This window comes from Paenibacillus sp. FSL M7-0802 (assembly GCF_038004945.1).
Taxonomy (GTDB): domain Bacteria; phylum Bacillota; class Bacilli; order Paenibacillales; family Paenibacillaceae; genus Paenibacillus; species Paenibacillus polymyxa_B.
On the sequence record NZ_JBBOSD010000001.1, the window covers coordinates 4425225 to 4451224 of the forward strand.

The 26000-nt window shown below is 43.5% G+C and carries 23 protein-coding genes and 2 pseudogenes; 19 read left to right on the top strand and 6 right to left on the bottom strand.

Annotated features, from left to right (window positions below):
- The first annotated feature begins 5 nt into the window (after nt 1-5).
- From MHB54_RS20370 to MHB54_RS20415, 10 genes and pseudogenes are all read left to right on the top strand, one after another.
- On the top strand, nt 6-398 hold the full coding sequence (locus MHB54_RS20370) for a DUF4280 domain-containing protein (protein ID WP_023989844.1): 393 nt from the start codon (nt 6-8) through the stop codon (nt 396-398).
- Nucleotides 399-419: 21 nt separating this feature from the next.
- Nucleotides 420-3326 (top strand): hypothetical protein, encoded by a 2907-nt coding sequence (locus tag MHB54_RS20375; RefSeq protein WP_264454675.1) that lies wholly within the window; start codon nt 420-422, stop codon nt 3324-3326.
- 16 nt (nt 3327-3342) lie between these two features.
- The gene (locus MHB54_RS20380; protein ID WP_023989843.1) at nt 3343-4317 is read left to right on the top strand and encodes a hypothetical protein; all 975 of its coding nucleotides are present in this window, start codon (nt 3343-3345) and stop codon (nt 4315-4317) included.
- 21 nt (nt 4318-4338) lie between these two features.
- Nucleotides 4339-4794 carry a DUF6630 family protein gene (locus tag MHB54_RS20385; RefSeq protein WP_023989842.1) on the top strand — a complete coding sequence of 152 codons (456 nt, stop codon included), beginning with the start codon at nt 4339-4341 and terminating at the stop codon, nt 4792-4794.
- Nucleotides 4795-4918: 124 nt separating this feature from the next.
- Entirely contained in the window at nt 4919-5044 is a 126-nt protein-coding gene (locus MHB54_RS20390) for a hypothetical protein (RefSeq protein ID WP_023989841.1), read from the top strand.
- Nucleotides 5045-5609: 565 nt separating this feature from the next.
- Nucleotides 5610-6056: pseudogene (locus MHB54_RS20395) on the top strand (SUKH-3 domain-containing protein).
- A 339-nt stretch (nt 6057-6395) separates the two neighbouring features.
- Nucleotides 6396-6884 carry a hypothetical protein gene (locus tag MHB54_RS20400; protein ID WP_023989839.1) on the top strand — a complete coding sequence of 163 codons (489 nt, stop codon included), beginning with the start codon at nt 6396-6398 and terminating at the stop codon, nt 6882-6884.
- Between the two features lie 258 nt (nt 6885-7142).
- Complete coding sequence (locus MHB54_RS20405; RefSeq protein WP_023989838.1) at nt 7143-7631, top strand: hypothetical protein; 489 nt, start codon at nt 7143-7145, stop codon at nt 7629-7631.
- A 47-nt stretch (nt 7632-7678) separates the two neighbouring features.
- On the top strand, nt 7679-8317 hold the full coding sequence (locus MHB54_RS20410; RefSeq protein ID WP_264454676.1) for a suppressor of fused domain protein: 639 nt from the start codon (nt 7679-7681) through the stop codon (nt 8315-8317).
- Nucleotides 8318-9069: 752 nt separating this feature from the next.
- A pseudogene (locus MHB54_RS20415) lies at nt 9070-10001 on the top strand (DUF2167 domain-containing protein).
- 174 nt (nt 10002-10175) lie between these two features.
- On the opposite strand, the gene MHB54_RS20420 reads toward MHB54_RS20415, so the two are convergent.
- Entirely contained in the window at nt 10176-11207 is a 1032-nt protein-coding gene (locus MHB54_RS20420) for a PocR ligand-binding domain-containing protein (protein ID WP_053325930.1), read from the bottom strand.
- A gap of 189 nt (nt 11208-11396) precedes the next feature.
- On the opposite strand from MHB54_RS20420, the gene MHB54_RS20425 reads away from it, so the two are divergent.
- From MHB54_RS20425 to MHB54_RS20440, 4 genes are all read left to right on the top strand, one after another.
- Nucleotides 11397-12530 (top strand): glycerol dehydrogenase, encoded by a 1134-nt coding sequence (locus tag MHB54_RS20425; protein WP_023989835.1) that lies wholly within the window; start codon nt 11397-11399, stop codon nt 12528-12530.
- A 1-nt stretch (nt 12531) separates the two neighbouring features.
- Nucleotides 12532-14292, top strand: a complete 1761-nt coding sequence (gene dhaK, locus MHB54_RS20430; protein ID WP_068942057.1) for a dihydroxyacetone kinase subunit DhaK — start codon at nt 12532-12534, stop codon at nt 14290-14292.
- Nucleotides 14293-14515: 223 nt separating this feature from the next.
- Nucleotides 14516-14767: a hypothetical protein gene (locus tag MHB54_RS20435; protein WP_025723818.1), complete on the top strand. Its 252-nt coding sequence runs from the start codon at nt 14516-14518 to the stop codon at nt 14765-14767.
- A gap of 406 nt (nt 14768-15173) precedes the next feature.
- Nucleotides 15174-16790 carry a cellulase family glycosylhydrolase gene (locus MHB54_RS20440; protein WP_023989832.1) on the top strand — a complete coding sequence of 539 codons (1617 nt, stop codon included), beginning with the start codon at nt 15174-15176 and terminating at the stop codon, nt 16788-16790.
- A gap of 321 nt (nt 16791-17111) precedes the next feature.
- On the opposite strand, the gene MHB54_RS20445 is transcribed toward MHB54_RS20440, so the two are convergent.
- Nucleotides 17112-18116 carry an LLM class flavin-dependent oxidoreductase gene (locus MHB54_RS20445; RefSeq protein WP_023989831.1) on the bottom strand — a complete coding sequence of 335 codons (1005 nt, stop codon included), beginning with the start codon at nt 18114-18116 and terminating at the stop codon, nt 17112-17114.
- A 153-nt stretch (nt 18117-18269) separates the two neighbouring features.
- Between MHB54_RS20445 and MHB54_RS20450 the strand changes: the two genes are divergently transcribed.
- A complete protein-coding gene (locus tag MHB54_RS20450; RefSeq protein WP_053325928.1) occupies nt 18270-18593 on the top strand; it encodes a DUF3817 domain-containing protein in 324 nt (107 codons plus the stop codon).
- Nucleotides 18594-18759: 166 nt separating this feature from the next.
- On the opposite strand, the gene MHB54_RS20455 is transcribed toward MHB54_RS20450, so the two are convergent.
- Entirely contained in the window at nt 18760-19710 is a 951-nt protein-coding gene (locus MHB54_RS20455; protein ID WP_264454678.1) for an acetylxylan esterase, read from the bottom strand.
- 36 nt (nt 19711-19746) lie between these two features.
- Nucleotides 19747-20010 (bottom strand): YkgJ family cysteine cluster protein, encoded by a 264-nt coding sequence (locus MHB54_RS20460; RefSeq protein ID WP_176716855.1) that lies wholly within the window; start codon nt 20008-20010, stop codon nt 19747-19749.
- A 296-nt stretch (nt 20011-20306) separates the two neighbouring features.
- Here MHB54_RS20460 and MHB54_RS20465 point away from each other — a divergent pair, with 296 nt between their 5' ends.
- A complete protein-coding gene (locus tag MHB54_RS20465; protein WP_023989828.1) occupies nt 20307-20564 on the top strand; it encodes a GlsB/YeaQ/YmgE family stress response membrane protein in 258 nt (85 codons plus the stop codon).
- A gap of 129 nt (nt 20565-20693) precedes the next feature.
- Here the strand turns inward: MHB54_RS20465 and MHB54_RS20470 are convergent, their stop codons facing one another.
- A complete protein-coding gene (locus tag MHB54_RS20470) occupies nt 20694-21995 on the bottom strand; it encodes an MFS transporter (protein WP_053325926.1) in 1302 nt (433 codons plus the stop codon).
- A gap of 278 nt (nt 21996-22273) precedes the next feature.
- On the opposite strand from MHB54_RS20470, the gene MHB54_RS20475 reads away from it, so the two are divergent.
- From MHB54_RS20475 to MHB54_RS20485, 3 genes are all read left to right on the top strand, one after another.
- The gene (locus MHB54_RS20475) at nt 22274-23125 is read left to right on the top strand and encodes an amino acid ABC transporter substrate-binding protein (RefSeq protein ID WP_023989826.1); all 852 of its coding nucleotides are present in this window, start codon (nt 22274-22276) and stop codon (nt 23123-23125) included.
- A 73-nt stretch (nt 23126-23198) separates the two neighbouring features.
- On the top strand, nt 23199-23867 hold the full coding sequence (locus tag MHB54_RS20480; RefSeq protein ID WP_023989825.1) for an amino acid ABC transporter permease: 669 nt from the start codon (nt 23199-23201) through the stop codon (nt 23865-23867).
- Between the two features lie 14 nt (nt 23868-23881).
- Nucleotides 23882-24634 carry an amino acid ABC transporter ATP-binding protein gene (locus MHB54_RS20485; protein WP_023989824.1) on the top strand — a complete coding sequence of 251 codons (753 nt, stop codon included), beginning with the start codon at nt 23882-23884 and terminating at the stop codon, nt 24632-24634.
- A 119-nt stretch (nt 24635-24753) separates the two neighbouring features.
- On the opposite strand, the gene MHB54_RS20490 is transcribed toward MHB54_RS20485, so the two are convergent.
- Nucleotides 24754-25908, bottom strand: a complete 1155-nt coding sequence (locus MHB54_RS20490) for an MFS transporter (RefSeq protein ID WP_069080317.1) — start codon at nt 25906-25908, stop codon at nt 24754-24756.
- Nucleotides 25909-26000 lie beyond the last annotated feature (92 nt).

A 26000-nucleotide genomic window follows, 5' to 3' on the forward strand; every position in this document is an offset into this window, starting at 1 on the left:
GGCACATGTCAGACAATGAGTATTATGTCGTACGGGGGGCCTGTATGCGTTGCACTTGCGGGACCCATCCTCGAAAGATCAACTTGCCGAACAGCCACGGGGCTTTTGTTAATGGTAAACCCATGATGAATGAAGGAGATTATTCTCCTGAAAATGTTCCTCATTTTGGAATTTGTAATAGTCCGGAACAGCCGAGTGCCGAAACTATTTATCTGATCGCCGAAGATGGCTCTACTATTTCTGGAAAGCCATGCCTGCCGATGCTGACGGATAAGTGGAAAAACACAAAAGAACAGACAAAGGTGGAAGGCCAGCCAGCCTTGACGACCTCTTCATTTCAGACTTGTTTATATCATGGATTTATCGAATTTCATACGAATGGCCAGCAGGAGGAGTAGCTGGAAGGGAGGTTTGAAAACATGATAGGATATGATCAGATTCGAATAGATTCCCCCTACCCCATTCAGGTCTTAAAGGATGTTCAGATCGAGTGGAAGCCGAGTGAGCATGGGCGTATTACACTCACAGGCATTTGTAAGGAGTCGAGTCATGCCACGGCTGCGCTAGATGCGACCTCAGAGGATCAGCTACATGTGTATGCGCAGAATGGACAAGAAGAAATCAGCTTGTTTAAGGGTGTCGTCCATACGGTGGAAGTTGAGAACCATAATGGAGTATATACACTTACACTGGAAGGAATCAGTGGCTCATTTGAGCTGGATATTGTCAAAAGAAAGCGGTCTTTTCCTGAGGAAAAACAAACATATAGACAGTTAGTGCACAAGCTTGCTCAAGGCTATGAGCAAAGTGATGTCTTGTTCCAGACCGGAGAGCAGTCGGTAGGCGAAGCCATTTTACAATATGATGAAACCGACTGGGAGCTTATGAAACGGATGGCGAGCCGTTTACATACAGTGGTGGTCAGCGACATATGGGAGTCCGCAGCGCCGAAGCTGTATTTCGGCATGCCTGCTGGCACCCAACGAACGATTCGGAAGGATACGCCTTATACGGCAAGTAAAGATTTAAAGGGCTATCAGTGGGCAGGCGGAACGTCAGCCGGGCTACATGATACCGACTTTTTCAAATACGAGATCGAAAGCGGAGAACGGTATGCTCTTGGAGACGAGGTGCAATTTCGCCAGAAAACAATGATTGTAACTGAATTGCGAAGCCGCATGGAAAAGGGGCATTTGCTATTCAGTTATGTGTTGGCCCGCGCGGAGGGCATTCGCAGTGATTTCATCCCCAATCCCAAAACAATCGGGATTTCACTGGAAGGAGAGGTTCTCGCGGTTCGGGGAGAGGAAGTGAAGCTGCGGCTGACGATTGATAAGGATGATGGGGTATCCGAGCCGCATTGGTATCCATTCGCTCCCCCAACGGGAAGTGCGATGTACAGTATGCCGAAGGTGGGAACACAGGCAAGCCTGTATTTTCCAGATGCGTCTGGTTCCAGAGCAATGATTTTGGGTGCGGTTCGTACAAATGGAGACGGTTGCGCGAAAACGAGTAATCCCAATGATCGATATTTTGGTACGGAGCATGGAAGTGAGCTGAAAATGGCACCGGGTCGCATCCATATCATGGGTGATCCGGGTGGGACATTGCAGATGAGTCTGGACGATGCTACTGGGATTGAAATAACTAGTCCCAAAAAGCTAACACTAGAAGCAGAGCAGAAAATCATTCTGAATACGCCGAAGAAAATCATTATTGACGGAACCAGTCAGGTCATGGCGTACCAGACGGGAGGAAGCACGGGACTTTCGGTAGAGAACGAATACCACGTGTTGGGAGGAAATGTATGGGCGGACGGTAGCGACCGAACCGCGTACCCGCCGTTCGACGATGAGCCGAAGGAAGGACAGCCACCTCCACCGCCGCCACCCCCTGAACCGTTTAACTGGGGCAAGCTGGGGATGAATATTTTGGGCGGTTTGGCGGTTGTCGCAGCCGTAGCCGTGGTAGCAGCCATTACGGTAGCGACGCTTGGAGCGGGTACGGTGGTCATTGCGGCGGTAGCCGGAGGAGCACTGCTGGCGGGTGGTTTGGGCGTAGCGAGTTTGGCGGCATCGGATATCGCTCGAGGGGAAGTGAGCGACTTTAGTGACTATGCCCTGACCGGCTTAAAAGAAGCGGGGATCGGGGCAGTGTCTGGAGCGATCTTTGGTCCACTCGGTGTAGGAGGAACGTTGCTAAGAAAAGCAGCGATCGGCGGTGTAACAAATGCCGCGGAAAATTTGGCGAGTCAGGTGCTAAGTGGTGAAAAGATCAACTGGGGCTCAGTAGCAAAAGACGCAGGACTAGGTTTTGTCACCGTAGGCGTACTGGATTCCAAAGTAGGCAAGGCCATCGGCGGATTCGCGGAAAAGGTAGGCAGCAAAGTTACACCGCAATGGATTAGCAAAGGTGTAGATGCAGTCGGGGCAGGCTTTGGTAAAGCTGTAACCAAACTGGAGCAGACCGGCAGTAAACTGGGTCAGAAGTTCAATGAGCAACTAAGTAAAATGGCAGACGGCCTCAGCCCCGGGAAGTTGGCCACAGCCAACGGAGCGCCAGTTCCGCACGTTAATAAGATGGACAGCGGACCACTTCCACAGACGGATGTGCAGAAGAATTACAACAAGGTCATGAAGGAAATGGAAGAGAACTCGGCGAAAAAGGTTGAGGGGACGGGTAAAGGTGATTCAGGTGGTAGTAAGGCTGACAATATCAAAAAAGAAATTAAAACTTTAGATGAACAAATAGCGAAATTGAAAAAAGAAGGAAATGAGGATGACCTCAAAAGATTAACACGTAAAAGAAACAAATTGGCAAACAAACTAGATACTAAAGATGAAATTAGTGATAATTTTGACTTGAAAGACGCAAAAGAACATGAAAGAAAAATCGATAACTCTAAATATTTTAGTCATGATAAAGGTGATTTTGGAGAAGAAGTAGCGAAAAAAGTAGCAAAAGATAACAATTTAGGTGAAGACATTTCAGATTTTTTCCAAATAGGTAGGAACGGTGTAGATGCGACATTTTTATCAAAGGGTCCTCCACCAAAATTAACAATGATTGAATCAAAAGCATCAGATTCCGCCAGTTTTAGTTATTCTAATAAACAAAAATTAGGAGGGGAAGCTTATTTTCAAGATATGCTAAAAAGTAGCAATTCAATATATGCGGCTTTTCAGACTAAATTGAAAAAACTAAAAAAGGAGTATCCTGGATTGCAATTTGATTTTATTAGGGTAGAAACAGATTTAAAGATAACCAAAACTGGATTTGGTGTAGACGAATTAAAGATAAAAGATTGGAACAAAGCAATAGACTAACCTTAAGGAGGACATAATGCTAAATCCAAAAAAACTAGAAATGGCGTATAGAAGATACAGTAAAAACTTTGTTGACGGGATCAAATTTGAAGAAATTAAAAATGAATATGAAGAGTGCCAAAGTGAAATAATTAATATCGTCGATTTGAATGCTGTAGAGAAGGATCATATTTTATTAATAGATTTAGACTCAGTTTTCTCATATTACCTCTCAAAATGGAAGTACGATGTTTTAATTAATGGTGGAAATAGAGTAGAAGAATTGAAAAAGATGCAAATGGTCGTTTTTTACCAGTGTATGGGGCAAGATCTTTATAAAATCCGTTACCCTGGGATGATGCCAGAATACTCGTTTCGGGAAGTCATAACAGCCTTAATTCATTTCACGATGTTTGGGTGGGAGAAAGAAGAAAACATATTATTTGACTTTATAGAGAACAACCTTGGAAGTAATATACTAGAAGCTAATGAATGGAACAAACATACGTGGTTTTTATTGGAGTTATACTTACAATATAGAAATAAAACTATTGCGGGAACGAGTCAATACTTGCATATAGCTGTGAAAGAAAAATTCAAGGAAGCTGGGCTTCGATACGATTTAATACCGGAAGACCTGGATGTTTATAAGGGAGTGTTGGAGCAATGGAAAACTCGTGATTCGGAAGTAATTAACCGCCTGATTGGTGAAATGTCACTTTACCACTCGATGTTAGCCTCAGAAATAGGCGAGTCCATGGAATTTGGCGACTTTAGATATGGATTCTATCCATATGAAATATTGTTCTTGCTTTATGTAAGGAATAAATTGAGTCTACCTGTTTTCAATCATTTTGACGATGTATTGATGAACACGCCAGAAGCGAAAATGGAAATTGGAGATCATGAATCTTATCCGGAATGGGACACGCTGTTGCGCCTCATAGATAACTTTTATCGTAAAAATTATCCCGAATATATTCCGAATAAACATGGGGAATTGTTTCAATAATTATAAGCGGAGGAAATCAACATGTCTGATGAGGAAATCGTACAGCTCATATTTGAAGATCGCCAAGACATGGAAGTCATTCTAAGTGATTTGGAGGAGTTAAGTATCTACGAAAGTGTATTAAAATATGGTCTGTCTACGAAGAAATTTCTCTATCTTGATTATCGAGGTGAGCAATCTATGGAGATTGTTAACTATATTTTGGATTATGAATTTGCTCATAACCTTGAATTGGCTTCCCAGGAGGAATTGGAGAAATTGGGGGAATTTGAATATGAGTATGTGCCTGACAAGATAAAAGAAGTCAATAATCTCATTTATCCAAAAAAGTATGGATTGTTTGCTTATCCAACTGGTGGCGACTATTATGCTTTATTTATTGCCAAACTGGAGCACAAATCTAAACTGCTGCGAGAAGATCTATTGGTTGATGAATGGACACCTCCCAAAGAAAGATGTATACAGTATTATTATTAACCCCACTTTCGTACTATAAATCTCTGATCTAACTCCTTGTAAACTTTCCAAAGCTTGTTCCAACTTGAATGATGAGGGGGAATGAGCTTTTTTGCATGCTCAAAATCAAAGGAGGGCAAGAGAAATGGCAAAGCAGGTTCAGGCAGGAGAAGAAAAATTGGGATTGATTTCACAGACACAAGCAGAGTATCAGGAGATAAGAGGCTACTGCCAGAAAGTACAAGGGTCACGGCAACAGGCGGACAGTTAAGATGCGCTGATAGTAGTCAACATTATTTACGGCATGATGAAGGACAAAACAGTATTCCGCATGCCTGAACAAGCAGAAAAAAAGAAAACTAAACAGATGGAAATGCTAGTATTTTAGCAACCATCTTACTTTTCAATAGATTAGCTTTACAACATAGGGAACGGGTAGTGCTAAAGACAAAAGCTAATTGAGAATTAGAGATCTTGCTAGGGAGCAGTTAGAGAAGCATGTTCAGTTCCTCAAAGACGAGAGTAACAATTCAATCCAAGTGTAATGGAATCCTGACTTAATTAAGAAAGTACAAGAAACAAGAGGAAAGCCAAAAACGACCCCAAAAATCCGTACAAGGATGATGAAAGTTTCAAATCATGGCATGTTGAAAATTGTGCTGAGATTCAGGCGGTCATCGACTTTTATAGTCAACATTAAAAATAGAAAATATACTAGTAAGTATCTTTAAAGGTAAAGAGAAGTACTACCAGCCATGTAAAACTGTGAAAAGACATTTTTTGATTTTATTGATGACTTTCATGAATAGTATTTTTGAAAAAATAGGAGAATGCTTATGGATAACTTATCATATGATGCGAGAGAAATACTAATACCAGCAGGATGGAAACCAATTAATGAGGTTGACTTAACCGCAACAGTAAAGTTATTAGAAGCAATGGGGTATCAAGTATTCGATTCAGTGATTGATGCACTAAGCGTATTTGGTGGAGTCGAATATAAATTTAAGCATCCCGATGGAAGTTTGGAAACCTTTATTTTTAGTCCTGAAGAAGCTGTAGGGGATTATTATGAAAAAGAAGACTTCGAGGAATTTGAGGCATGAGTAAAAGAGCCGCTTGTTGTAGTTGGAGAAGCATATCGCGGAAATTTAATAATGTTTATTTCGAAATCCGGGAAGGTATACGGAAAAAATGGATATTCATTATTCAAGTTCGGAGATAACATCTTCGAAGCACTAGATACTCTATGTTTATTTAGAAAACCAGAAGAGGTAGAATAATAAAGTTCAGCTATCGGCTGAAAGGAACCTAGGCAAGATGACGGCGGACATGAATTGCAACTTTTAATAAGGTTAGTACAACAACTATAGTAATGAAGGTAGACAAAGAAAGTTACTTTAATCGCAGTTCAACTACGCGTAGCAGGGATTATTGTGTGAGAAAACCATTTGGTGACGACCTGTCAACCGATACAGGTAAAAGGATAAGTTTTAGGTTAGCACCCTTACCCTCTAATACAATCCGAAATTAACTTTACCTTTGTTTCTAAGTCGTGAGCCTGTTTGGGACAGAGGCGGGGGCGTAACAATAGATTTGTGGGAAAGGTGGTTTGATAAGCTATGAATTACGGAGTACACAGTAATTTAGTTGAAGAGGTTATTCAATTCTCAAATTCTATGATGGATTTTCCAAAAACACAGAGACCTCAAAATATTGTTACAATTAATCAATATGAAGAGGCGAAAAGGCTAGCCATTACTGAAGTTTTCGGTGAAGATGAATATACTTGGTCCGATATAAGACAACTTGAAATGGGAAAAGTTAAGGGGAAGTTGTATAAATTAGATTCTTCCCAAAAACCTAGTGGTTTGGATGAATTAACTGGATTAATAGCTGATGGTCTTAGAAGTCAAATAACGGACTCTTATAGTGATTTTTTTGAAAGTGTTGTAGTAGATTTGAGAAACTGCGCAATAAATCGTGCAATAAATGGTGAGATTGAAAATTTTTACGAACAAATTTTTAGAATCTATAAGGCTGGTGGTTTTCCATGTGGGTGGGATGGTGATTACCCAGAAGAAGGAAAACTTATTGCTTACTTTGCTTAAAAACAGTAATGCTTTTGTTTACTTTTTTTGACTAAGGGATTGTAGATACAATCAATAAGTAGAACGTTATACCAAACTTAAACAAATACTTGAAAAAATCAAGAAAGCTTATTCCAACCAACTTGATCCAATGAGAGAAATAAGCTTTTTTTATATCTAAAAGCATTAGTAAAAATAATCAGAGCACTCCAAAAATAGGCAGCAAGGTCGCACATAAATATTTGTTTCAAAAAATAAAACTAAAATAAGGGGAAGACAATGAACGAAGTAAAGGATTTTTATGATAATAAAATATCTAAAATTGACTTTTTCAGTAACTGTGGGGATGCTATTAATGCTACATTCAATGTTAATGTTACGCAAGTACGCAACTGGGTTGATGTTGAAAAAAAAGTCAATTCTACTTGGGATAATGTTAGACTCCAAATAAGAAATCAATTAACTTCGACTCTGCATGAGAACTGGCGAGAAGGGTACAGACAGTGGAATAATATTACTATGGAGGCTAAATTATTACTTAAGGACGGAGACCTTAAAAATATTTCTACATTTATACAAGAAAATAAATTAAATAATTGTATATATGAGAGCGTTGAGTGGGATTTGCTTACTGCAATGATGGAATATGCATATAGCACATATGTAAAACCAGGTTTTCATACAGAATTATTGGAAATATATAATTCAGGGCATATACCTTGTGGTTGGAAGGGTAAGTGGCCTCAAGGAAGCCTATTGATATTCTAACAACCTATGGGGAGACTTAATATAAAGAGATTGCTTAGAAGAGGAAAGTGAAAATATTGGATATAAATGTTCAATTATTAGAACATTATAAGAAATACATTGGTGAGCCAGATTTAATAAACATAGAGACCGCTTCAGAAAGTTTGAATATAAACTTAATCATTTTTCGAGCAAACGAACAACGAGACTATCATACTATTATAACGTCAGGAATGAGCTTATTACCTGCACAAGTTTCAGAGGATAATAAAGATTGGGAATGTACAGAACTCATCATGTATCTTCCGGAATCATGGCCTGTGGCTAAAGAGGATATTAAAGATTTTAAAGATTATTGGCCATTTGGTTGGCTAAGAAAACTTGGCAAGTTCCCGAATGAAAGAAGCACTTGGTTTTGTTATGGAGACACTATACCTAATGGCGATCCTCCAGAACCAATTGCAAATAACAATGATTTTACTTGTATGCTATTATTACCTCCAATTCGTGAAGATGAAGGATTTAGTTCGTTAATGTTAAGTGAGGACAAATTAATACAATTTTTGGTTGCTTGTCCAATATACCAGGAAGAAATGGAATATCAATTATCACAAGGCTTTGATGCTCTTCTTGAAAAGTTTGATGATTATAACGTAAATGATATTGTTAAAGTTAATAGATTAAATACATGTAAACAAGGATGTTAATAGCTAATTAAAGAGAGCAAAAATAACAGATTGTGAAATGAAGTTACTCAATTAATTGACTCCAAAAATTATAATTGATCTTTAAAAAACTTATTTCACTCGAAATATGAGAGGAATAAGTTTTTTTACTTGTAGAGAATGACCAGTTGTGTGCTCATTCAAATACTGGTGAATAACTCTTAGCCCCCAAAACAAGCAGTAAACTTGTATGGGGGCTTTTCAATAATTAGCTTATTTCTAATCAATCAACTCTATGAAAGCCTATACATTCTTTTAAATAAAAAAGTTGACATATGTTTAAAAACAGGCAAAAAGTCACTAAGACTAAAGTCTCTTGTTAGATGAATTATACATTCCTTAATCTGATGAAATTCGACATTTTTTATGCTAGATGGATTGTTCGAAATTAAGCTAGAAGTCAATGGGGTTGTCGTATCAAGGAATAAGCCCCGTTTAGGAATTCATAAGTAGGAAACTGGAACGGAGAAGTAGTGCCATTGCGCAATTGTGCTTGTCCTTTATGAGTATTTCTTATCGCTCATTCACATATTATAAATTCAGTTCGATTAGATTAGAATATTTGCATACATGTGTATAAAAATGAGTATTAAGTCTCGGAAACTCCCTTTGCTACTATGAATTTACAAAATATGAAGCAGTGGCTAATATGGTTGGGGACACGGGAGATATTGGAATTTATAAAGGGGTAATGAGTTTTGAACAAGAGACTAGATAACAGATGTAGTAACAAAATGAAATGGGGCCAAACGATTTTTGGAACGCTGTTGGCGCTTAGTCTGGTGTTACTCAGTGGGGGTAATGCGTGGGCCTCATCCAATGAACAATTAAAATGGATTGAGGGTGGACGAAAGGTAGACCTGGGAAAAATGGCTACGGTTGAACTGGACTCATCTCTTCTTTTCTTGGATGCGGCTAACACAGCAAAGGTAAGCGAGATGAATCATGATAAGCTATCTGGTAAGGAGATTGGGAGTATATTTCCGAAAGATGAAAATCAAAATTGGGAAGTTGTTTTTGAATACGATGAACTGGACACATCAAGGATGATGAAAAAGAAGACATCGATGCGGATGCCATTCTAGATAATTATAAAGAGGGTACGGAAGAGAGTAACAAGGAAAAAGCGGAAAGTGATCGTCTGTATGTTACGGGCTGGGATGTGGAGCCTTTTTATAATGAGGCGACCCATAATCTAACCTGGTCTATGCTGGCGGAGGATGGGAACAAGGAAAAACTGATCAATTATAATGTTCGCTTGCTCACTCGTCAGGGTTATATCTCTGCAATATTAGTGTCCGATCCTGCGCATTTGGACGCAGATAAGAAGTTTTTGAATGAGAACATATTACCCAAGCTGACAGTCAAATCAGGTGAGCGGTACGAGGAATTTAATGCTTCAACGGACAAAATTTCCGAATACGGCCTAACCGGATTGATTTTGGGAGGAGCAGGCTTGGCAGTAGCTAAAAAAGTAGGCTTGTTGGCATTACTCATTGCTTTTTTTAAGGGCGCGGGAATTAAGCTTATCCTACTTATTGGTGCTGCTTGTGCAGGTATGTTTGGTGTAATAGGCAAGTTTTTCGCCAAATTATTTCGCAAGAAAAAATCGGGATCCATGCACAATGAAACGAACGCCCAGGATCAGTCAGAAACACTACAGTAAAGATAAAAAACACTCTATAAAATTGCTGATAAATAGGGGATGATGATTGAGCGCAAAACACAATCTCAGGCAGCCTGGAAGCACACTTGGATACGTAACTTGAGCAGAACTAATTTACATGAACAGATGATCATGGAGACGATAGACCCGTGAATCATCTGTTTTTCGTTTATTTTATCCCTTGTAATACTTTCGGTACACCGCGGGCGTTGTGCCTTCATATTTTTTGAATATTTTAATGAAATATCCCGGCTCATTGAAGCCGAGCTCGCTACTGATCTGAGATACAGGAATATCTGTAGCTTCGAGCAATTGCTTCGCCCATTTAATCTTCAGGCGGGAAAGATAGCTGGAAAAGTTCTCCCCCGTTTCCTTGGCAAACAGCCGACTAAAATAGCTTGGGCTAATGTGGCACAAGTCAGCCATGGCTTTGAGAGAAAAAGTTTCACCCTTGTGCTGAAAAATATATTCAAAGGCGGGTTTTAGTACGGGATTTCCACACGGAATATCCACATCTCCTGAGGAATTCAGATAGGCATCTGCTAAGAAATTATTCATTTCTTTCTTAAGGCTTTCGATATGCTCCAGCGAGTAGCCAGGAAGGATCTCGGACAACTGCGGAGTGGACTGTGTGGCCGACGCCTTCTCGAACATTTCTGCGAGAAGATTTTTGTTCATGGCTTCTTCAACAATATAATTACACAATAAGGATAACATGTTGGAGATCGTCTGAATTTCCTGATAGGTCATGGATGGCAGATCGGCGTAGTCGTTCTTAAGTTCCTCCCATTTGGAACTGTACAATTTTTCATTTTTTGACGTGAGGATTTGCTCCAGCTGTAAGGCGCTCGAAGGATCGGCTAAGCGGACCTGACCTGCCATGACGGCGCCGATGTACTTATCGTCAATAATGATCGGTACCGCGATGTCGACGATGTCATAATGACAGAGATAAATATAAGGTTTGTTGGAACGCACCGCTTCAAGTCCACCGCGAGAGTCACATTTTTGGCAGTAGGGAAGGAGACTCTCATCCTGGCGAACCTTCTTGCAGAACGATTGGCATTGGCTGTGGCTAGTTACGGGATTCCCTTTATAATCGACGGTGAGAATGGCTAATTTGGTAACGGATGCTAATGAATCCTGCAACTGCTCCCACTTTTTCAAATCAAAGATTTTCTGGATGCTCAAATGTTCACGTATCAAGATTCTCATCCCTTAATGGTAAATTATCCTGTAAGCGATAACAAAAAAGTACAATTTGTGATCTTCAGTGCAAAAAAATACGATTGTAGATTATAATATATTCCTTGATTCCTCCAATGTAAAGTTTACATGGTTCGGTTATAGTTTTAATCAGAACGAAGCCAACACAATCATAAGGAGGAATTATAGATGAGAAAAGCTTTTATCAGCCCAAGCAAATATGTACAAGGTGAAAACGAATTGTTGAATTTGGGTTACTATGTGAGCACCTTCGGCAAATCCGCTTTACTGATTGCGCATCCTGCCGATGTGGCGCGGGTAAAAGATAAGCTTGATTCCACTTTGGATAAATATAACGTGACCTTTATTGAAAGCGGTTTTATGGGTGAGTGTTCCAGACAGGAAGTGTCTAGACTTCAGGAAATTGCTACTGCGAATGGATGCGATTGTATCGTAGGTCTCGGCGGTGGGAAAGCGATCGACGCGGCGAAATGCGTGGCCCAAGGGGAAGCGCTTATCATCTGTCCGACGATTGCTGCGACGGATGCACCGACAAGTCACTCGGCCGTTCTTTACACCCCGGAAGGCGCTTTCGACGATTACGCCTATTTTAAGCAAAGTCCGAGTGTCGTATTAGTCGACACCACCGTAATTGCCAATGCACCAACCCGATTCCTCGTATCAGGCATGGGTGATGCACTGTCGACTTACTTTGAAGCCCGTGCGACCTCCCGTTCTTACTCCAGGGTCAATGCCGGACTGCCTAACGGAGTACGCGAAGGACAGTGTGCGCCAGCAGTAGGTACGAATGCGGCGATTGCACTTGCAACGCTATGCTATGAAATGCTGTTGAAAGACGGTGCCAAAGCAAAAGCGGCATGTGATGAAAACCAAGTTACGCAAGCACTCGAAAATATCATTGAAACTAATATTTTACTCTCAGGCCTGGGCTTTGAGAGCGGCGGACTTGCGGCGGCCCATGCGATTCATGATGGACTCACGATTTTGGAAGGCACGCATCATTATTATCATGGAGAGAAAGTTGCATTCGGCACGATCGCACAGCTGGTGCTCGAAAACGCACCGACGGAAGAATTACATCAGGTACTTGATTTCTGTTTAGCCGTCGGTTTACCGGTCTGCTTGGCCGATATTGGCGTCGATCATATCAGCCAGGAAGAACTCATGGAAGTAGCTGCAAAGGCCTGCATTCTGGAGGAATCGATTCATTCCATGCCGTTTCCGGTCACAGTGGAGCAGGTTGCAGCGGCAATCGCTGCGGCCGACCGTATCGGGAGCCAGTACAAAGCGGAGGTAAAGTAGCATGAAAAAGGTCATCAACCGTGCGGAAAATTTGGTCCTTGAGATGTGCAGCGGTATTGCGCTCGCGCATCCCGAGCTGGAATTTCTGCCAAAATACAAAGTGCTCAAAAAAAAGGAATTGAACGCGGAGAAAGTAACGCTCATCAGCGGCGGTGGCAGTGGTCATGAGCCCGCCCACGCCGGCTTTGTTGGAAAAGGGATGCTCGATGCCGCGGTCTGCGGTGATGTCTTCGCCTCTCCCTCACAAATTCAAGTATATCAGGCCATCCGAGCGACAACCGGGAAAAAAGGTGCGCTGCTGATTATTAAAAATTACAGCGGCGATATTATGAACTTTAGAAACGGCGCCCATCTGGCCACTGAAGACGGTCTGGAAGTGGACTATGTAAAGGTTGAAGACGACATCGCTGTAGAAGACAGCCTATATACGGTCGGACGGCGCGGGGTGGCGGGAACGGTACTCGTCCATAAGATTGCGGGTGCAGCGGCGGAAGAGGGCCGGAGTCTGGCGGAAGTTAAAGCAGTGGCCGAGAAAGCCGCTGCGAATGTACGCAGTATCGGATTCGCATTGACTTCGTGTACCGTGCCGGCGAAGGGTACGCCAACATTAGAGCTCGGGCATGATGAAATCGAGTACGGCGTCGGCATTCACGGCGAGCCTGGGACCAGCCGTGAGAAGCTGACGGATGCGGATACGTTGGCAGGCAGAATGGTAACCGATCTCCTTAGAGACATGCAGATTGAAACTGGATTCGGCGGAGAAATCGCCCTGTTGATCAATGGTTTCGGCGGCACCCCTCTGCAAGAACTGTACCTCTTCAATCATTCGGTCACTCGCGAACTAGCAGCGAAGGGGATCACGATCGATCGCACTTTTGTCAACAATTATATGACGAGTATCGATATGGCAGGCATCTCGGTTTCCATCATGAAGCTGGACAACGAACTGAAAACGCTCCTTTCCCATGAAAGCAACGCACCTGCGTTCAAGGTGGCTGGACCTGTTGATCATGTCGTATTCACGGATATTTCAACTGTAGCAGACGAAAAGCGGCAAGTATCCTTTGAGGTGGAAACGGACCCTGCCTTCGCGGTTATTGAGAACAACAAAGTTACGTTGAACAATCTTATCTATTTAGTCGATAAGATGAGCGAGGTTATCATCAAGAATGAGGTACCTTTCTGCGATCTTGACTCTCATGCAGGCGACGGCGACTTTGGCATGAGCGTTGCTAAGGGATTTCGTCAGCTGAAACGGGAATGGAGAGACATCCTGAATCAAGATTCTTTGACGATGGGAGCCTTTCTTCATTCATGCTCGCTCGTCATCATGGAATATTGCGGTGGCGCTTCGGGTCCGATCTGGGGTTCAGCATTTCGCGCAGCGGCACGATCTGCGGGCGAACGAACCGAACTCACCGTTTCCGAATTCGCGGATATGATGCAGGCTGCGGTGCAAGGCATACAATCAACAGGCGAACGTTCTTTCGGCAGAGGAGCCGTCGTTGGCGATAAAACGCTTATAGATGCATTAGTGCCATGTGCGGATAGCTGGTTGGAGAGCGTAAAATTAGATTTTGATGTGAAGGCAGCCTTTGTAAGTGGTGCTCAAGCTGCTGTATCAGGGGCCAAAAAGACGGAAGACATCGTGGCGCGCATGGGTCGTGCCGGAACGGTCGGAGAGAGAAGCCTCGGTTATCCAGATGCGGGGGCTTATGCGCTTGGGGTGATATTTACGGAGCTCGCTGAGTGTTTGAAATGATTCTCTATATATCCAAAATTACTGTAGCGAACACTTCGTTTAGATATCCATTCTGTAACACTCGCTAATTCTTAAAAATTCAAGTTTTGTTCATTGCAATTGATGTGCATTAGGTTTATAATTTCAGACGGATTCAAAGGGCTTATCCCGGAATCCATGGGAGTTCATCCCATCTGAGCTAGCTTACTGCATGCTCAAATATGAATTAAGCGAGGGATTTACAATGAAAACCTGCTGCACCATCCAAGTTGACGAAGACAGTTTAGTTATTGATTTGCCAGAAGAAGGAACCACGCTAGAGTCCCTGCTCGGTGATATTGAGAGCTGTGGAGGTAGTGAAGAACCTTGGCTGCAACTTATAGACAAGGTAATAGGTAACTCATCTGAGACTGTACTGACAGATCAAGCGACGGATGGCGGCGATATGAAGGAAGATCAGACGACCAAAGAGCCTCAAGCAACCGCTCAGGGGTAATAGGGAGATCATACGTTAAGACGATATTTGTAACATTATTCGATCACATATAAGATCATCTATAAGACTGCTATACCGAGCTAAAGCATCGGGAAGCAGTCTTTTTTTATTAAACAACTAAAATTCTCCAAATTTTGCATTTGGAAAATGAGTCTTTTGTCCCTTTAGTACTCTATAGTAGTCAACTAAGCAGAACACATCCCAAAACCGTGACTTCCTGTTCATTTTCTATCATAAAGTCGAAATGTAACATGAAACTAACTATAATAGTAGTATCATCCATATACAGGTAAGTGACATCTATGTTTGGACCTGATCCTCTTGTTGTATGAAGGAGGGGGCAAAAGAGCGGAGAACAACGTACTGATAAGTCTCATCTACTTTATAAAAAGGAAGGAATGTGTAAATGATGAATGGGCAATGGATCCTGCCAAGGATCGCAAAAAGAGTAGCGGTGATGCTAACAGCAGTATTACTGTTAACGTTAACGAACGGATTCAACTGGAATACGCAAACAGCAGAGGCTGCTGGGACGACCCCTGTGGAACGTTACGGACAACTTTCAGTAAAGAATGGCAAACTGGTGGATAAAAACGGTAAACCTGTACAACTCAAAGGTATTAGCTCTCACGGCGTCCAATGGTTTGGGGATCTGGTAAATCAGGACTCTATGAAATGGCTACGGGACGATTGGGGCATTTCCGTATTCCGGGTTGCACTGTACACTGAAGAAGATGGTTATATCGCCAATCCTTCTTTGAAAAATAAAGTGAAGGAAGCGATTGAGGCAGCACAGAAACTGGGCTTGTACGTCATAATTGACTGGCACATTCTCTCAGATGGCGATCCGAACATTCATAAAAATGAAGCCAAAGCTTTCTTTAATGAATTTTCGACTCAGTACGGCCATTTGCCTAATGTAATCTATGAGCTTGCCAATGAGCCGAATGGGAATGTGAACTGGAACAATCAAATCCGACCTTATGCGTCTGAGGTATCTCAGGTTATTCGTGCTAAGGACCCGGACAATATTATTATTGTAGGAACAGGCACATGGAGTCAGGATGTACATGATGCAGCAGACCATCCACTTCCAGACAAGAATACAATGTATACCGTACATTTCTATGCGGGTACGCATGGACAGTACTTGCGCGATCGGGTCGATTATGCGCTGAACAAAGGCGTGGGCATATTTGCTACCGAGTGGGGTACAAGCGATGCTTCGGGTAACGGTGGTCCGTTCCTGAATGAATCCAAAGTATGGACTGATTTTCTGGCAAGCCGTGGAATCAGTTGGGCTAACTGGTCGCTGGCAGATAAAAATGAGACCTCTGCTGCGCTGTTGCCTGGTGCTGACCGTAAGGGAGGATGGCCTGATTCACAATTATCCGCTTCCGGCAAATTCGTAAAACAGGCGATTCTGGAAGGCTCCAGCAACAATGGTGGAGGCGGAAACAACGGTGGGAATAACGGCGGAGATGGCGGCAACACTGGCGGTAATAACGGTGGTGGCAACAACGGCGGCGATAACGGTAACGGAGGAAGTACACCAGGCAGTAACGATCAAGGGATTGTGCTTCAGTATCGCACCGGTGACACGAACGCCAAGGATAACGCAATCCGTCCTGAATTTAATATCAAAAATACAGGGAAAACAGCTGTGAAGTTGAGTGATCTAAAAATTCGCTACTATTACACAGATGAAAGCAAACAAGCTCAGCAGTTTTTTGTAGACTGGGCCAGGATTGGCAATGAAAAGGTAAAAGCAACATTTGTAACATTGCCGAATCCAAAGGCTAAGGCTGATAAATATATGGAGATCTCTTTCACAGATGGAGCGGGAACGATTCAGCCCGGAGGGGAAAGCGGAGAAATTCAACCCCGGATTCATGCTGCAAATTGGAGCAATTTTGATGAGACCAACGATTACTCCTATGGTGCTACCCAAACAGCATTCGCAGACTGGGACCATGGTACTGTATATCAGCAGGGTAAGCTGGTTTGGGGGATAGAGCCTTAGAATTTAATCGTTACTAACTTTATCGGAATGAGTAAAGATATGGGACTTTTGGGTGCAATCTTGCCAAGGTTTGGAGTATAGAGTATGCGCCTTTTGTATATGAGGACTGGAACTTTAGAAGGTAACGACTGACACTTTAGTTTCGGTGTATATACTACTAAAGTACCATATGATATTCGACTTTTGTGGTGCTTGAATTACTTCTATAGTGCAGAGGGGTTGGTTCCAATGGACCCTTCTCTACGACAAACCCCCGCTGTTGCCATTATAGGCAGGCGGGGGTTTTTATGTTTCTGAAGCTCAGCCTCCGTTCAACTGTGTCTATACCAAATCAAAAGCTTTGGCCAGCAGACGGTAGGACTGAACACGTTTATCAAAGTCATGTATGGATGAAACGATCAGCAACTCATCGGTACGATACTGCTCAGCCAGTCTTAGCAGCTGTTCCTTACACTGTTCAGGGGTACCAACAACACGCCATGCTGCGGATTGACGCAGCCGCTCACGATCCAACTCCGTGTACGGATAGGACATTGCTGTTTTCACCGACGGAAGAGAACTCATTTCTTTACCTTGCATAAGCAAAAGGAAATACAAACTAGCACTGGACGCCAGTTGTTCAGCTTCTTCTTCGGTTTCCGCGCAGGCCACCGTAACTGCCGCCATGGAATGGGGCTTATCACCCAGGATCGAAGGCTGGAATTGCTCGTGGTAACGTGCGGTAGCTTCTACACCACCTGGAGTCCCGAAAAATTGGGCAAAGGCATAGGAGGCACCCATCATCGCAGCCAATCTAGCGCTTTCTCCGCTGGAGCCAAGCAACCATAATTCAGGGACGGTCGATATCATCGGGGAGGCATGAAGACCGGCAAATCGATGATTGTCAGGCACCGAATCATGGAAGTAGTCGATTAAATCGAGAATCTGCTGTGGATATTGTTCGACAGATTGGTACTTGCCTTCCTGCAGAGCACGAGTAGCCAGCGGTAAACCACCGGGAGCACGCCCTATTCCCAGGTCGATGCGTCCTGGATGGAGTGCCTCCAGCAAGCGGAAGTTTTCGGCGACTTTATACGCGCTGTAGTGTGGCAGCATAATACCGCCTGAACCTACACGAATGCGTGATGTGTGAGCAGCCAAATGCGCAATCAGCACCTCAGGGCTGGAGTGCGCTAGTGTTTTGGACGCATGATGTTCGGATACCCAATAACGGCTATATCCCAGTTGATCAGCTTCACGCGCTAAATCTGTTGTATTGGATAATGCATCCTGAGCATTACCGCCTTCAGGAATATGAGACTGGTCCAGTATACCCAGTTTAAGCATTTTGCAATCACCTCTTACACAACTGTATCAGACACAACTCATTAGGTCAAAACTCAAAAATGGATAGGTTGGAGTTTGGGGACCTTTTCGTTATAATAAAGGATGTGTAAAGGATGAGAGAACATCCTTGCTTATGGAGAGGGGATTGAATTTGTGTTAAGAACACCTTTGGGGCGTGTCCGACTCATGCTTTGGCTTCAAGCTATAGCTTATTTGGCGATACTATTCACCCACCAGCCGCTGCAAGCTGCGGGCATGACCCAGGCGGTTATGGTGATTGGTAACATATACCGGGTGAGCTTTTTGTTGCTCCTCGTTGCTTTAATCTATGGAAAAACAGCACTGCACTGGTCTATACGGCGGCCTCTTTTTATTATGTTTGCCTCCTTCATCCCGTTTGGTCTGATGATTATGGATTTTGTTTGGGTGCGAAAATGGACAGGGGATTCGGCAGCAGAACAGCGGGCTGCATCGTAATCTTAGAAGATTTTTTCGTGTGAAGTGTCGAGGAGTTTGTCTAGCGTAAGCGGGACTGACCCCGATGCAGTAGAAAGAACATTACGCAGTTTGATGCGTGGTGTTCTTTTTTTGTGCACCGGAGGAATCATTCTATATATTGTACTTTCGAGCGTTGGGAAGCGAATTATGAAAAATGCTGAACTAAAAATTCTGCCGTTTTGCGTCTTTGAAAGCCTTCAACCCAATGTCCGATAAACGGATAAATTTCAATCGTTTTAGGTGATTCAATACGGTTATAAGCGGCGAAAATCGTCTCTGGCATACACACAGTATCCTTGAACCCTACCGATACCATGATCGGGGTACGAATGCGATGAGCAAGATTCATCACGTCAAAATAACTTAATGTATGTAGTACCTGCTCCAAATGCTCCGGAAATCGGTTGACGAATTCAGCTGCTTCCGTCAGTGAACTGGTAGAATTCATCATACCAAAATCCATATGACACATATTGGGGATATCCGCGACCGTAATGGCAGCTTTATCGCTGAGCGCAGCCACCATTAATGAAAGTCCGCCGCCCTGACTGGCGCCACTGATTGCGATTTTAGCCGAATCAACATCCGACTGCTCCGCTACCCAATCTACGGCTCTAAGGGCATCGGTTGTAATCGTTTTGTAGTAGCAGGTATCCTTGTCCAATATTCCTTTCGTTACCCAGCCTTTAACCGTACCGTGAGGATCACCCAGACGGTCTCCCGTTTCTCCTCCCTGACCACGTACATCTACTGCCAATACAGCAAAGCCAAGCATGAGCCAAGAGGAATAATCTTCAGGATAGCCTTTTCCGCCTGTATAGCCATGAAACAGAACGATACACGGCAGCTTTTGATCTCCGGCAAATCGGGGGCGTACATACCAGGCATGCAGAGGCGTATCATCGACACCCTCAAAAGTAACCCGGTAGGCAAGGATATGAGGATAAGGTGTTTCTACGGGAGCTTTGAACGCACGTACAGGTTTGGTGTGTACTTCTTCCAATGTTTTGGCCCAGAATAAATCGATATCCTTCGGGGCGGTAAGATCGGGCCGATATTGCTTTAATTCGGCAATTCTTTTTTCAATAACATTCATAATTAAAATTCTCCTTCATATAGAATGAACTTCTCCTTAAGTTTTACCCGGTAAAGTTGACTCCTCCAGCTTTCTCAGCAGTTCAAATGCTCTTTCATTAGTGCTTCCACACGTATCCTCATCAGCATGGAATCCACTGCATACAACTGGGCGCTCAGGTTTGCCAAACAATCGGCAACGGTAATCGGAAGTGAGCTGAGGGCAAGGAACACCAGCTGGTTTTCCATCTGGCATGCCGGGAATAGGGGAAGAAATCGTAATGGCAATACAGCACGCGGCACATCCTACTCGACACTCCAGTTGGGGTCACTCCTTAAAATCTGTTATTTTTGTAACTTATGCATGAAGTGACATTAATGAAGCCATAATGTGAGGATGGCACAAAAAAAGCAGGAATACAAGGATAAACGCATATGAGACACACTTTTCACACAAGGGGTATAAATAGTCATAGAGGCACGTAAGATGGTATCAAGTCCCTAAATCAGTGTTCCGTTCTGTGGTAATATTAACCAATCGTCTTTTGTGTGTTCAAAAGGAGTTCGAGTGGTTAATAATAGAACACAACGATAAAAACTTAAACGAGGTGACGCAAAATGAGTTGGTTATGGGCATTGATTGTTGGTGGTATTATTGGTTGGTTGGCAGGAATTATTGCAGGTCGTGATGTTCCGGGTGGCGTGATAGGTAACATCATCGCTGGTTTTATCGGCGCATGGTTGGGTAGCTTGATTCTGGGAAACTGGGGTCCTGAAATCGGATCGTTCTACATCGTTCCTGCATTAATTGGTGCGATTGTGCTGGTCGTGATTGTAAGCTTGATCTTCCGTTCCGTTGGACGAAGTAGAGGCTAACTTTACGAATCAATGAATAGACTAGCCCCTATGGGGCACAAGGCTAAAAATGGAAAGAAGCTGCTTCCGCAAGGTTCGAAAAAGAACCTGTGGGAGCAGCTTTTTTTGAGGAAAAGTGACGAATTTTTCCTATTGAAAACGCCTGATATGAGGAACACTTAGAACGCCGAGCACGATACACATGCCGATGGTTGCAAACATGCCAATTGTGAACATACCACCAAGCTTATCCGCTACAGCACCTACGGCCAGATAGCCGACAGGGAGCAGGGCAAAGGAAAACATTAGATCCAGACTAGCTACACGTCCAAAAGACTCGGCTGGGACTAATTCCTGAAGGCTTGTCTCCCAGATAATCGCAAATATCATAATGCCAAATCCTTCGAGCATCATGCTCATAATCAGTCCTGGCATCCAAGTGACTACAGACAACAGTAGTAAAGCAAGGCCGCTGACAAAAGCTCCTAAGTATGCGAGCAGACCGCGATGCTTCCAATGTTTGCGTGATCCATACACAAAGGCCCCCAGCATGGCGCCAATGCCGCTACTTGCCATCGCAATGCCGTATACGACTGGATTGTAGCCATGATGAACCTTGAACAGCCACGGAATGAGTACAGCGATAATGCCTGAATAACAAATATTAATGAAGGAAAAGGCAAGAATCGTAATCCATAGCCAGGGGTGGCTTTTGAGAATGATAAAGCCTGCGATAAAATCCTTGAGAAAATGCTGTCCACCCTGATCTTGCTGTTCTGGATCTACCTGACCTTTGCCGATGATGGAGGCCAAATGAGCGCTCAGCATCCAAAAACAGGCAAAAGATATCAGATAAGCGATGGAATCCAGTCCAAAGCCGACACCCGGTGAGGAAAAAGATACAATGAAGCCTCCTAACGGAGGGCCAAGTAGACGGACGGCTTGTATACTGATCTGACTAAGCGCGTTAGCTGCATTACGTATGTCCGGTGTGAACACCTGTGCGCGTAAGGCAGAATAAGCAGGATTAAAGATACCGTCCATCAATCCGTACAACGCTAGGCCAACGAATAGAACCGGCAATTTCATCCCGCCTGTAAACATCAGCACTGCCGCAATGAACATCAGTCCAAACCGGGCGATATTCGTAAACAGAAGGAGACGAATTCGGTCAATTCTGTCCACGATCATTCCTGCGAAAGGCAGAATAAGTACGTTAGGCAGCATATAAACAGTCATCGCCAGTCCCATGATAGTAGTCGAGCCTGTTAGGGAATAGATAACCAGTGGCAAAATGACTGTGGTGACTGAGCTCCCCAACATTGCGATCCAATGTCCAAGCCACAACAAGGTGAACGCTTTGGATTGTTTTAAAGGTGAAGTGAAGGTAGCCCAGGCCGAGTGACTTCCTTCAGGTGATGTAGAGGATAAGGTTGAATTTTGGGTATCCATGATCACACTCCGGTATATTTCTAAACTGCATATTAAAACCTATTATACGAAATCTCTAACGTAAGGGTACAGAAAAAGTTGCTGTGAGGGGAGTTGTAATGAATAGCCTGCCAATGAAAGAGTCAACCTAGAATAACTTTAGGCTGCAAAGATATATAACTTACCTTTTGCATAGGGATTATTGGATAAAAGCATTGACGCGTGAAAATGAATGATGTACTATTCAATGACCAGCCGCGTGCTAGGTTATCAAGAAAAAGGGAAAGAGTGTGGATACCATGAAAAAATTTAGTTTTTTGCCGATTGTACTCATCGTGATGGCATTGCTGGTTTCGGCCTGCGGTAACAACGATAAAGGCGCCAGTACCAATAATGCATCTACCGGAGATAACGGATCTAATAATGGAAAAGCAGATACTACTGCTACAGCTACTCTTGAATCTGTAAAAGCAAGCGGCAAGCTAAGAATTGGCACGGAAGGTACCTATGCTCCGTTTACCTACCATGATGCTGCTGGTAAGCTGACAGGCTTCGATGTCGATATTGCGACTGAAGTGAGTAAACGCCTGGGGGTACAACCGGAGTTTATCGAGACGCAATGGGACGGCATATTCGCAGGATTGAACTCCAAGCGGTTTGACACGGTGTTCAATGAAGTATCCATTACAGATGAACGCAAGCAAAAATATGATTTTTCCGATCCGTACATTGTCTCCAAGGCAGTTCTGATCGTAAGCGAAGACAATACAGACATCCAGAAATTTGCTGATCTAAAAGGAAAAAAGGCTGGGCAGTCCCTGACCAGTAACCTGACTCAAATCGCGAAAAGCAACGGTGCGGAAATTGTGGCAACAGAGGGATTCAACCAAGCCATCGACCTCCTCACTTCCAAACGGGTGGATGCGACCGTCAATGATGGATTATCCTATCTCGATCTGAAAAAGCAAAAGCCTGACGCACCCATCAAAAAGGTGGACGAATCTCCAGATGCTTCACACAGCGCAGCTGTATTCAATAAAGGCAGCGAAGATTTGATCAAGGAAGTAAACAAAGCGCTGGCTGATATGAAGGCTGATGGTACGTACCTGAAAATTTCCGAGAAATATTTTGGAGCTGACGTATCCAAATAATAAATGAAGACCAAACGTTCGCCAAGTCGAACTGAATCTTCTCAAACCTATCTTTTCAAAGGATGTCTGTACAATGGATGATCGTCAAATACAAATCATTATCGATTCATTATTGCCTCTGCTAAAAGCAGGGGTTTCTTTTACGATTCCACTCACGCTTATCTCCTTTGCTCTGGGACTCGTGCTGGCGCTGATTACAGCGTTGGCCCGGCTGTCCAAATGGAGAATACTCAAGCTGATTTTCGGCTTCTATGTATGGGTGATTCGAGGAACTCCTTTGCTGGTGCAATTGTATATTATTTTCTATGGTTTACCTTCCGTGGGTATTACACTGGACCCGTTTATTGCTTCAGTGATCGGCTTTACCCTCAGCGTAGGGGCTTATAGCTCTGAAATTATGCGTGCGGCTATCATATCCATTCAGGAAGGCCAATGGGAGGCGGGATACTCTCTGGGTATGACGCGCTGGCAAGTATTGCGGCGTATCGTGCTTCCGCAAGCATCCCGTGTGTCCGTACCTCCGTTGGCTAATTCATTCATCAGCTTAGTGAAGGATACCTCACTGGCTGCGACCATCACTTATGTGGAAATGTTCAGAACGGCTAACCAGATTGTAGCTACCACATACGAACCGCTATTGGTGTATACCGAGGCTGGGGTTATTTACCTGCTGTTTAGCACTATTTTGACTGTGCTGCAAAATTACCTGGAGAAGCGACTAGGCCGTTTTTCCGTCAGATAAAGGAGATTGTACCGGTGATCCAAATTCGGAATATACACAAATCGTTCGGCTCGCTGGAAGTGCTTAAGGGTGTTGACGTGACGTTGGGTAAGGGGAAAGTGCTTGTTATCATCGGTCCTTCAGGTTCTGGTAAAACAACGCTTTTACGCTGCTTGAATTTGCTGGAAATTCCTGACCAAGGAGAGATCCAAGTAGGGGATATTGTACTGAATTTTGCGAAAGGAACGAAGCTCCGGCAAGAAAACATTTTGGCGCTGCGCAAGCGGACAGGGATGGTATTTCAATCCTACAATCTCTTCCCGCATATGACAGCAGTACAAAATGTGATGGAGGGCCAAGTCACGGTTCAGAAAAAGAGCAAGGATGAGGCGCGCAAACGTGCATTGGAGTTGCTTAAAAAAGTGGGGTTGGCTGATAAAGCGGAATCCTATCCGCATCAGTTATCGGGAGGACAGCAGCAACGGGTCGGTATTGCCCGGGCAATGGCGGTCGAACCTGAGGTACTATTGTTTGACGAGCCGACCTCTGCGCTTGACCCCGAGTTGGTAGGCGAGGTGCTTAAGGTCATGAAGCAATTGGCCGCCGAAGGGATGACCATGGTCATTGTCACCCATGAAATGAAATTTGCAGCTGAGGTCGCGGACCATGTGATTTTGATGGATCAGGGTGTAATCGTTGAGCAGGGTACGCCGCATGAGGTTCTGGAGCAGCCCACCAGTCCACGGGCTATTCAGTTTTTGAATCGTCTGAGCGGGGAAGCGGAATAAAGGGAATTACAGTATTTATTAAAATAAGCGTTTAGACTGAATAAAAAGGCAGCTACAGCCGGGCATTGAAAAATAAGCCTCGCACCCGTAGCTGCCTTTTGCTCATCAGTTGTCCTCTTTTATTTCAATTTTAATGTAAGCAAAAAAGTAATCAACAGAATACAACAGCCTGCTATGAATGGAGCGAACAGATTTGCATCAAATAAAAATCCCGCTAGAGTAGGGCCTAAAATATTCCCGACACTCATATAGGCATTATTCATACCCGCTACATATCCTTGCTCATTCCCGGCCATCTTCGATAATTGTGTATTAAGAGCTGGACGAAGCATAGCTGTGGCAAAGAAAATAAGGGAAGTGACAAGGAAGATACTCCAAAAATCTTTGGCTAAGAGAAATAAAATATAAGCAACTGAGGTGAAAAGAAGCGATCCTTTGATCACCCTTTGTTCACCAAACTTATTGATTATTTTAGCAACAACTAATGCTTGCATACCGACTCCGATCACAGCACCTGCGGTCAGAATGACAGCAATATTTTGAGGTGAGAATTGGAAGCGGTTCGTTACATATAAACCAAGAACAGATTCAAAATTAGCGAGTCCAAAGGTCATCACCAGGACAAGTACAAAGAGCATCGTATATTTTGACTTCAACGATCTCGCGTATTGTTTGTAAATAGATTCCTTCTGAATCATTCTTGCCCGTGCTGCTTTCATTTGCTCTTTCGATAAACTTTCAGGCAAACAAAACACTGAAAAAATAATTGCAACCATAGCAGCACCTGTCGCTGCGTAAAGCGGCACTCTCGTTCCATATCCTGCAAGAAGACCACCCAGTCCAGGTCCAATAACAAATCCGAATGACATGGCTGCGGCTAGCAGGCTATTTCCTTTGGCGCGTTCTTCGGTTGTTGTAATATCCGCTACATATGCCATCATGGGTGGAACAATCAGGGCTGCTGCCATTCCTTCCAGAAGTCTTGAGGTATACAGCATCCACAGCTCATCTCCAATAGCAAAGATAAATTTAGCCACAGCAAAAACAATGACACCTACGACGATGAATGCCTTTCTCCCATATCGATCAGACAGCTGTCCAGTCAGGGGAGAGAGCAGGAATTGTGTCATGCCATAGGCTGCTACCAATAAACCGATCGCCCGTCCACTGGCTCCAAACTCAATGATCAGTTCTGGCAGGATGGGGGTAATTAAACCAACGCCCACCATAACGATGAAGATATTAATCATTAGGATTCCAAGTATTCTTTTCATGCAAAAAACCTCCTTATCCATTGGTTTCTGGATAGGAGGTAGACGTGCGAACAAGAAGATACACTGCTCCCGTCAAAGAAGCAATGCTCTTA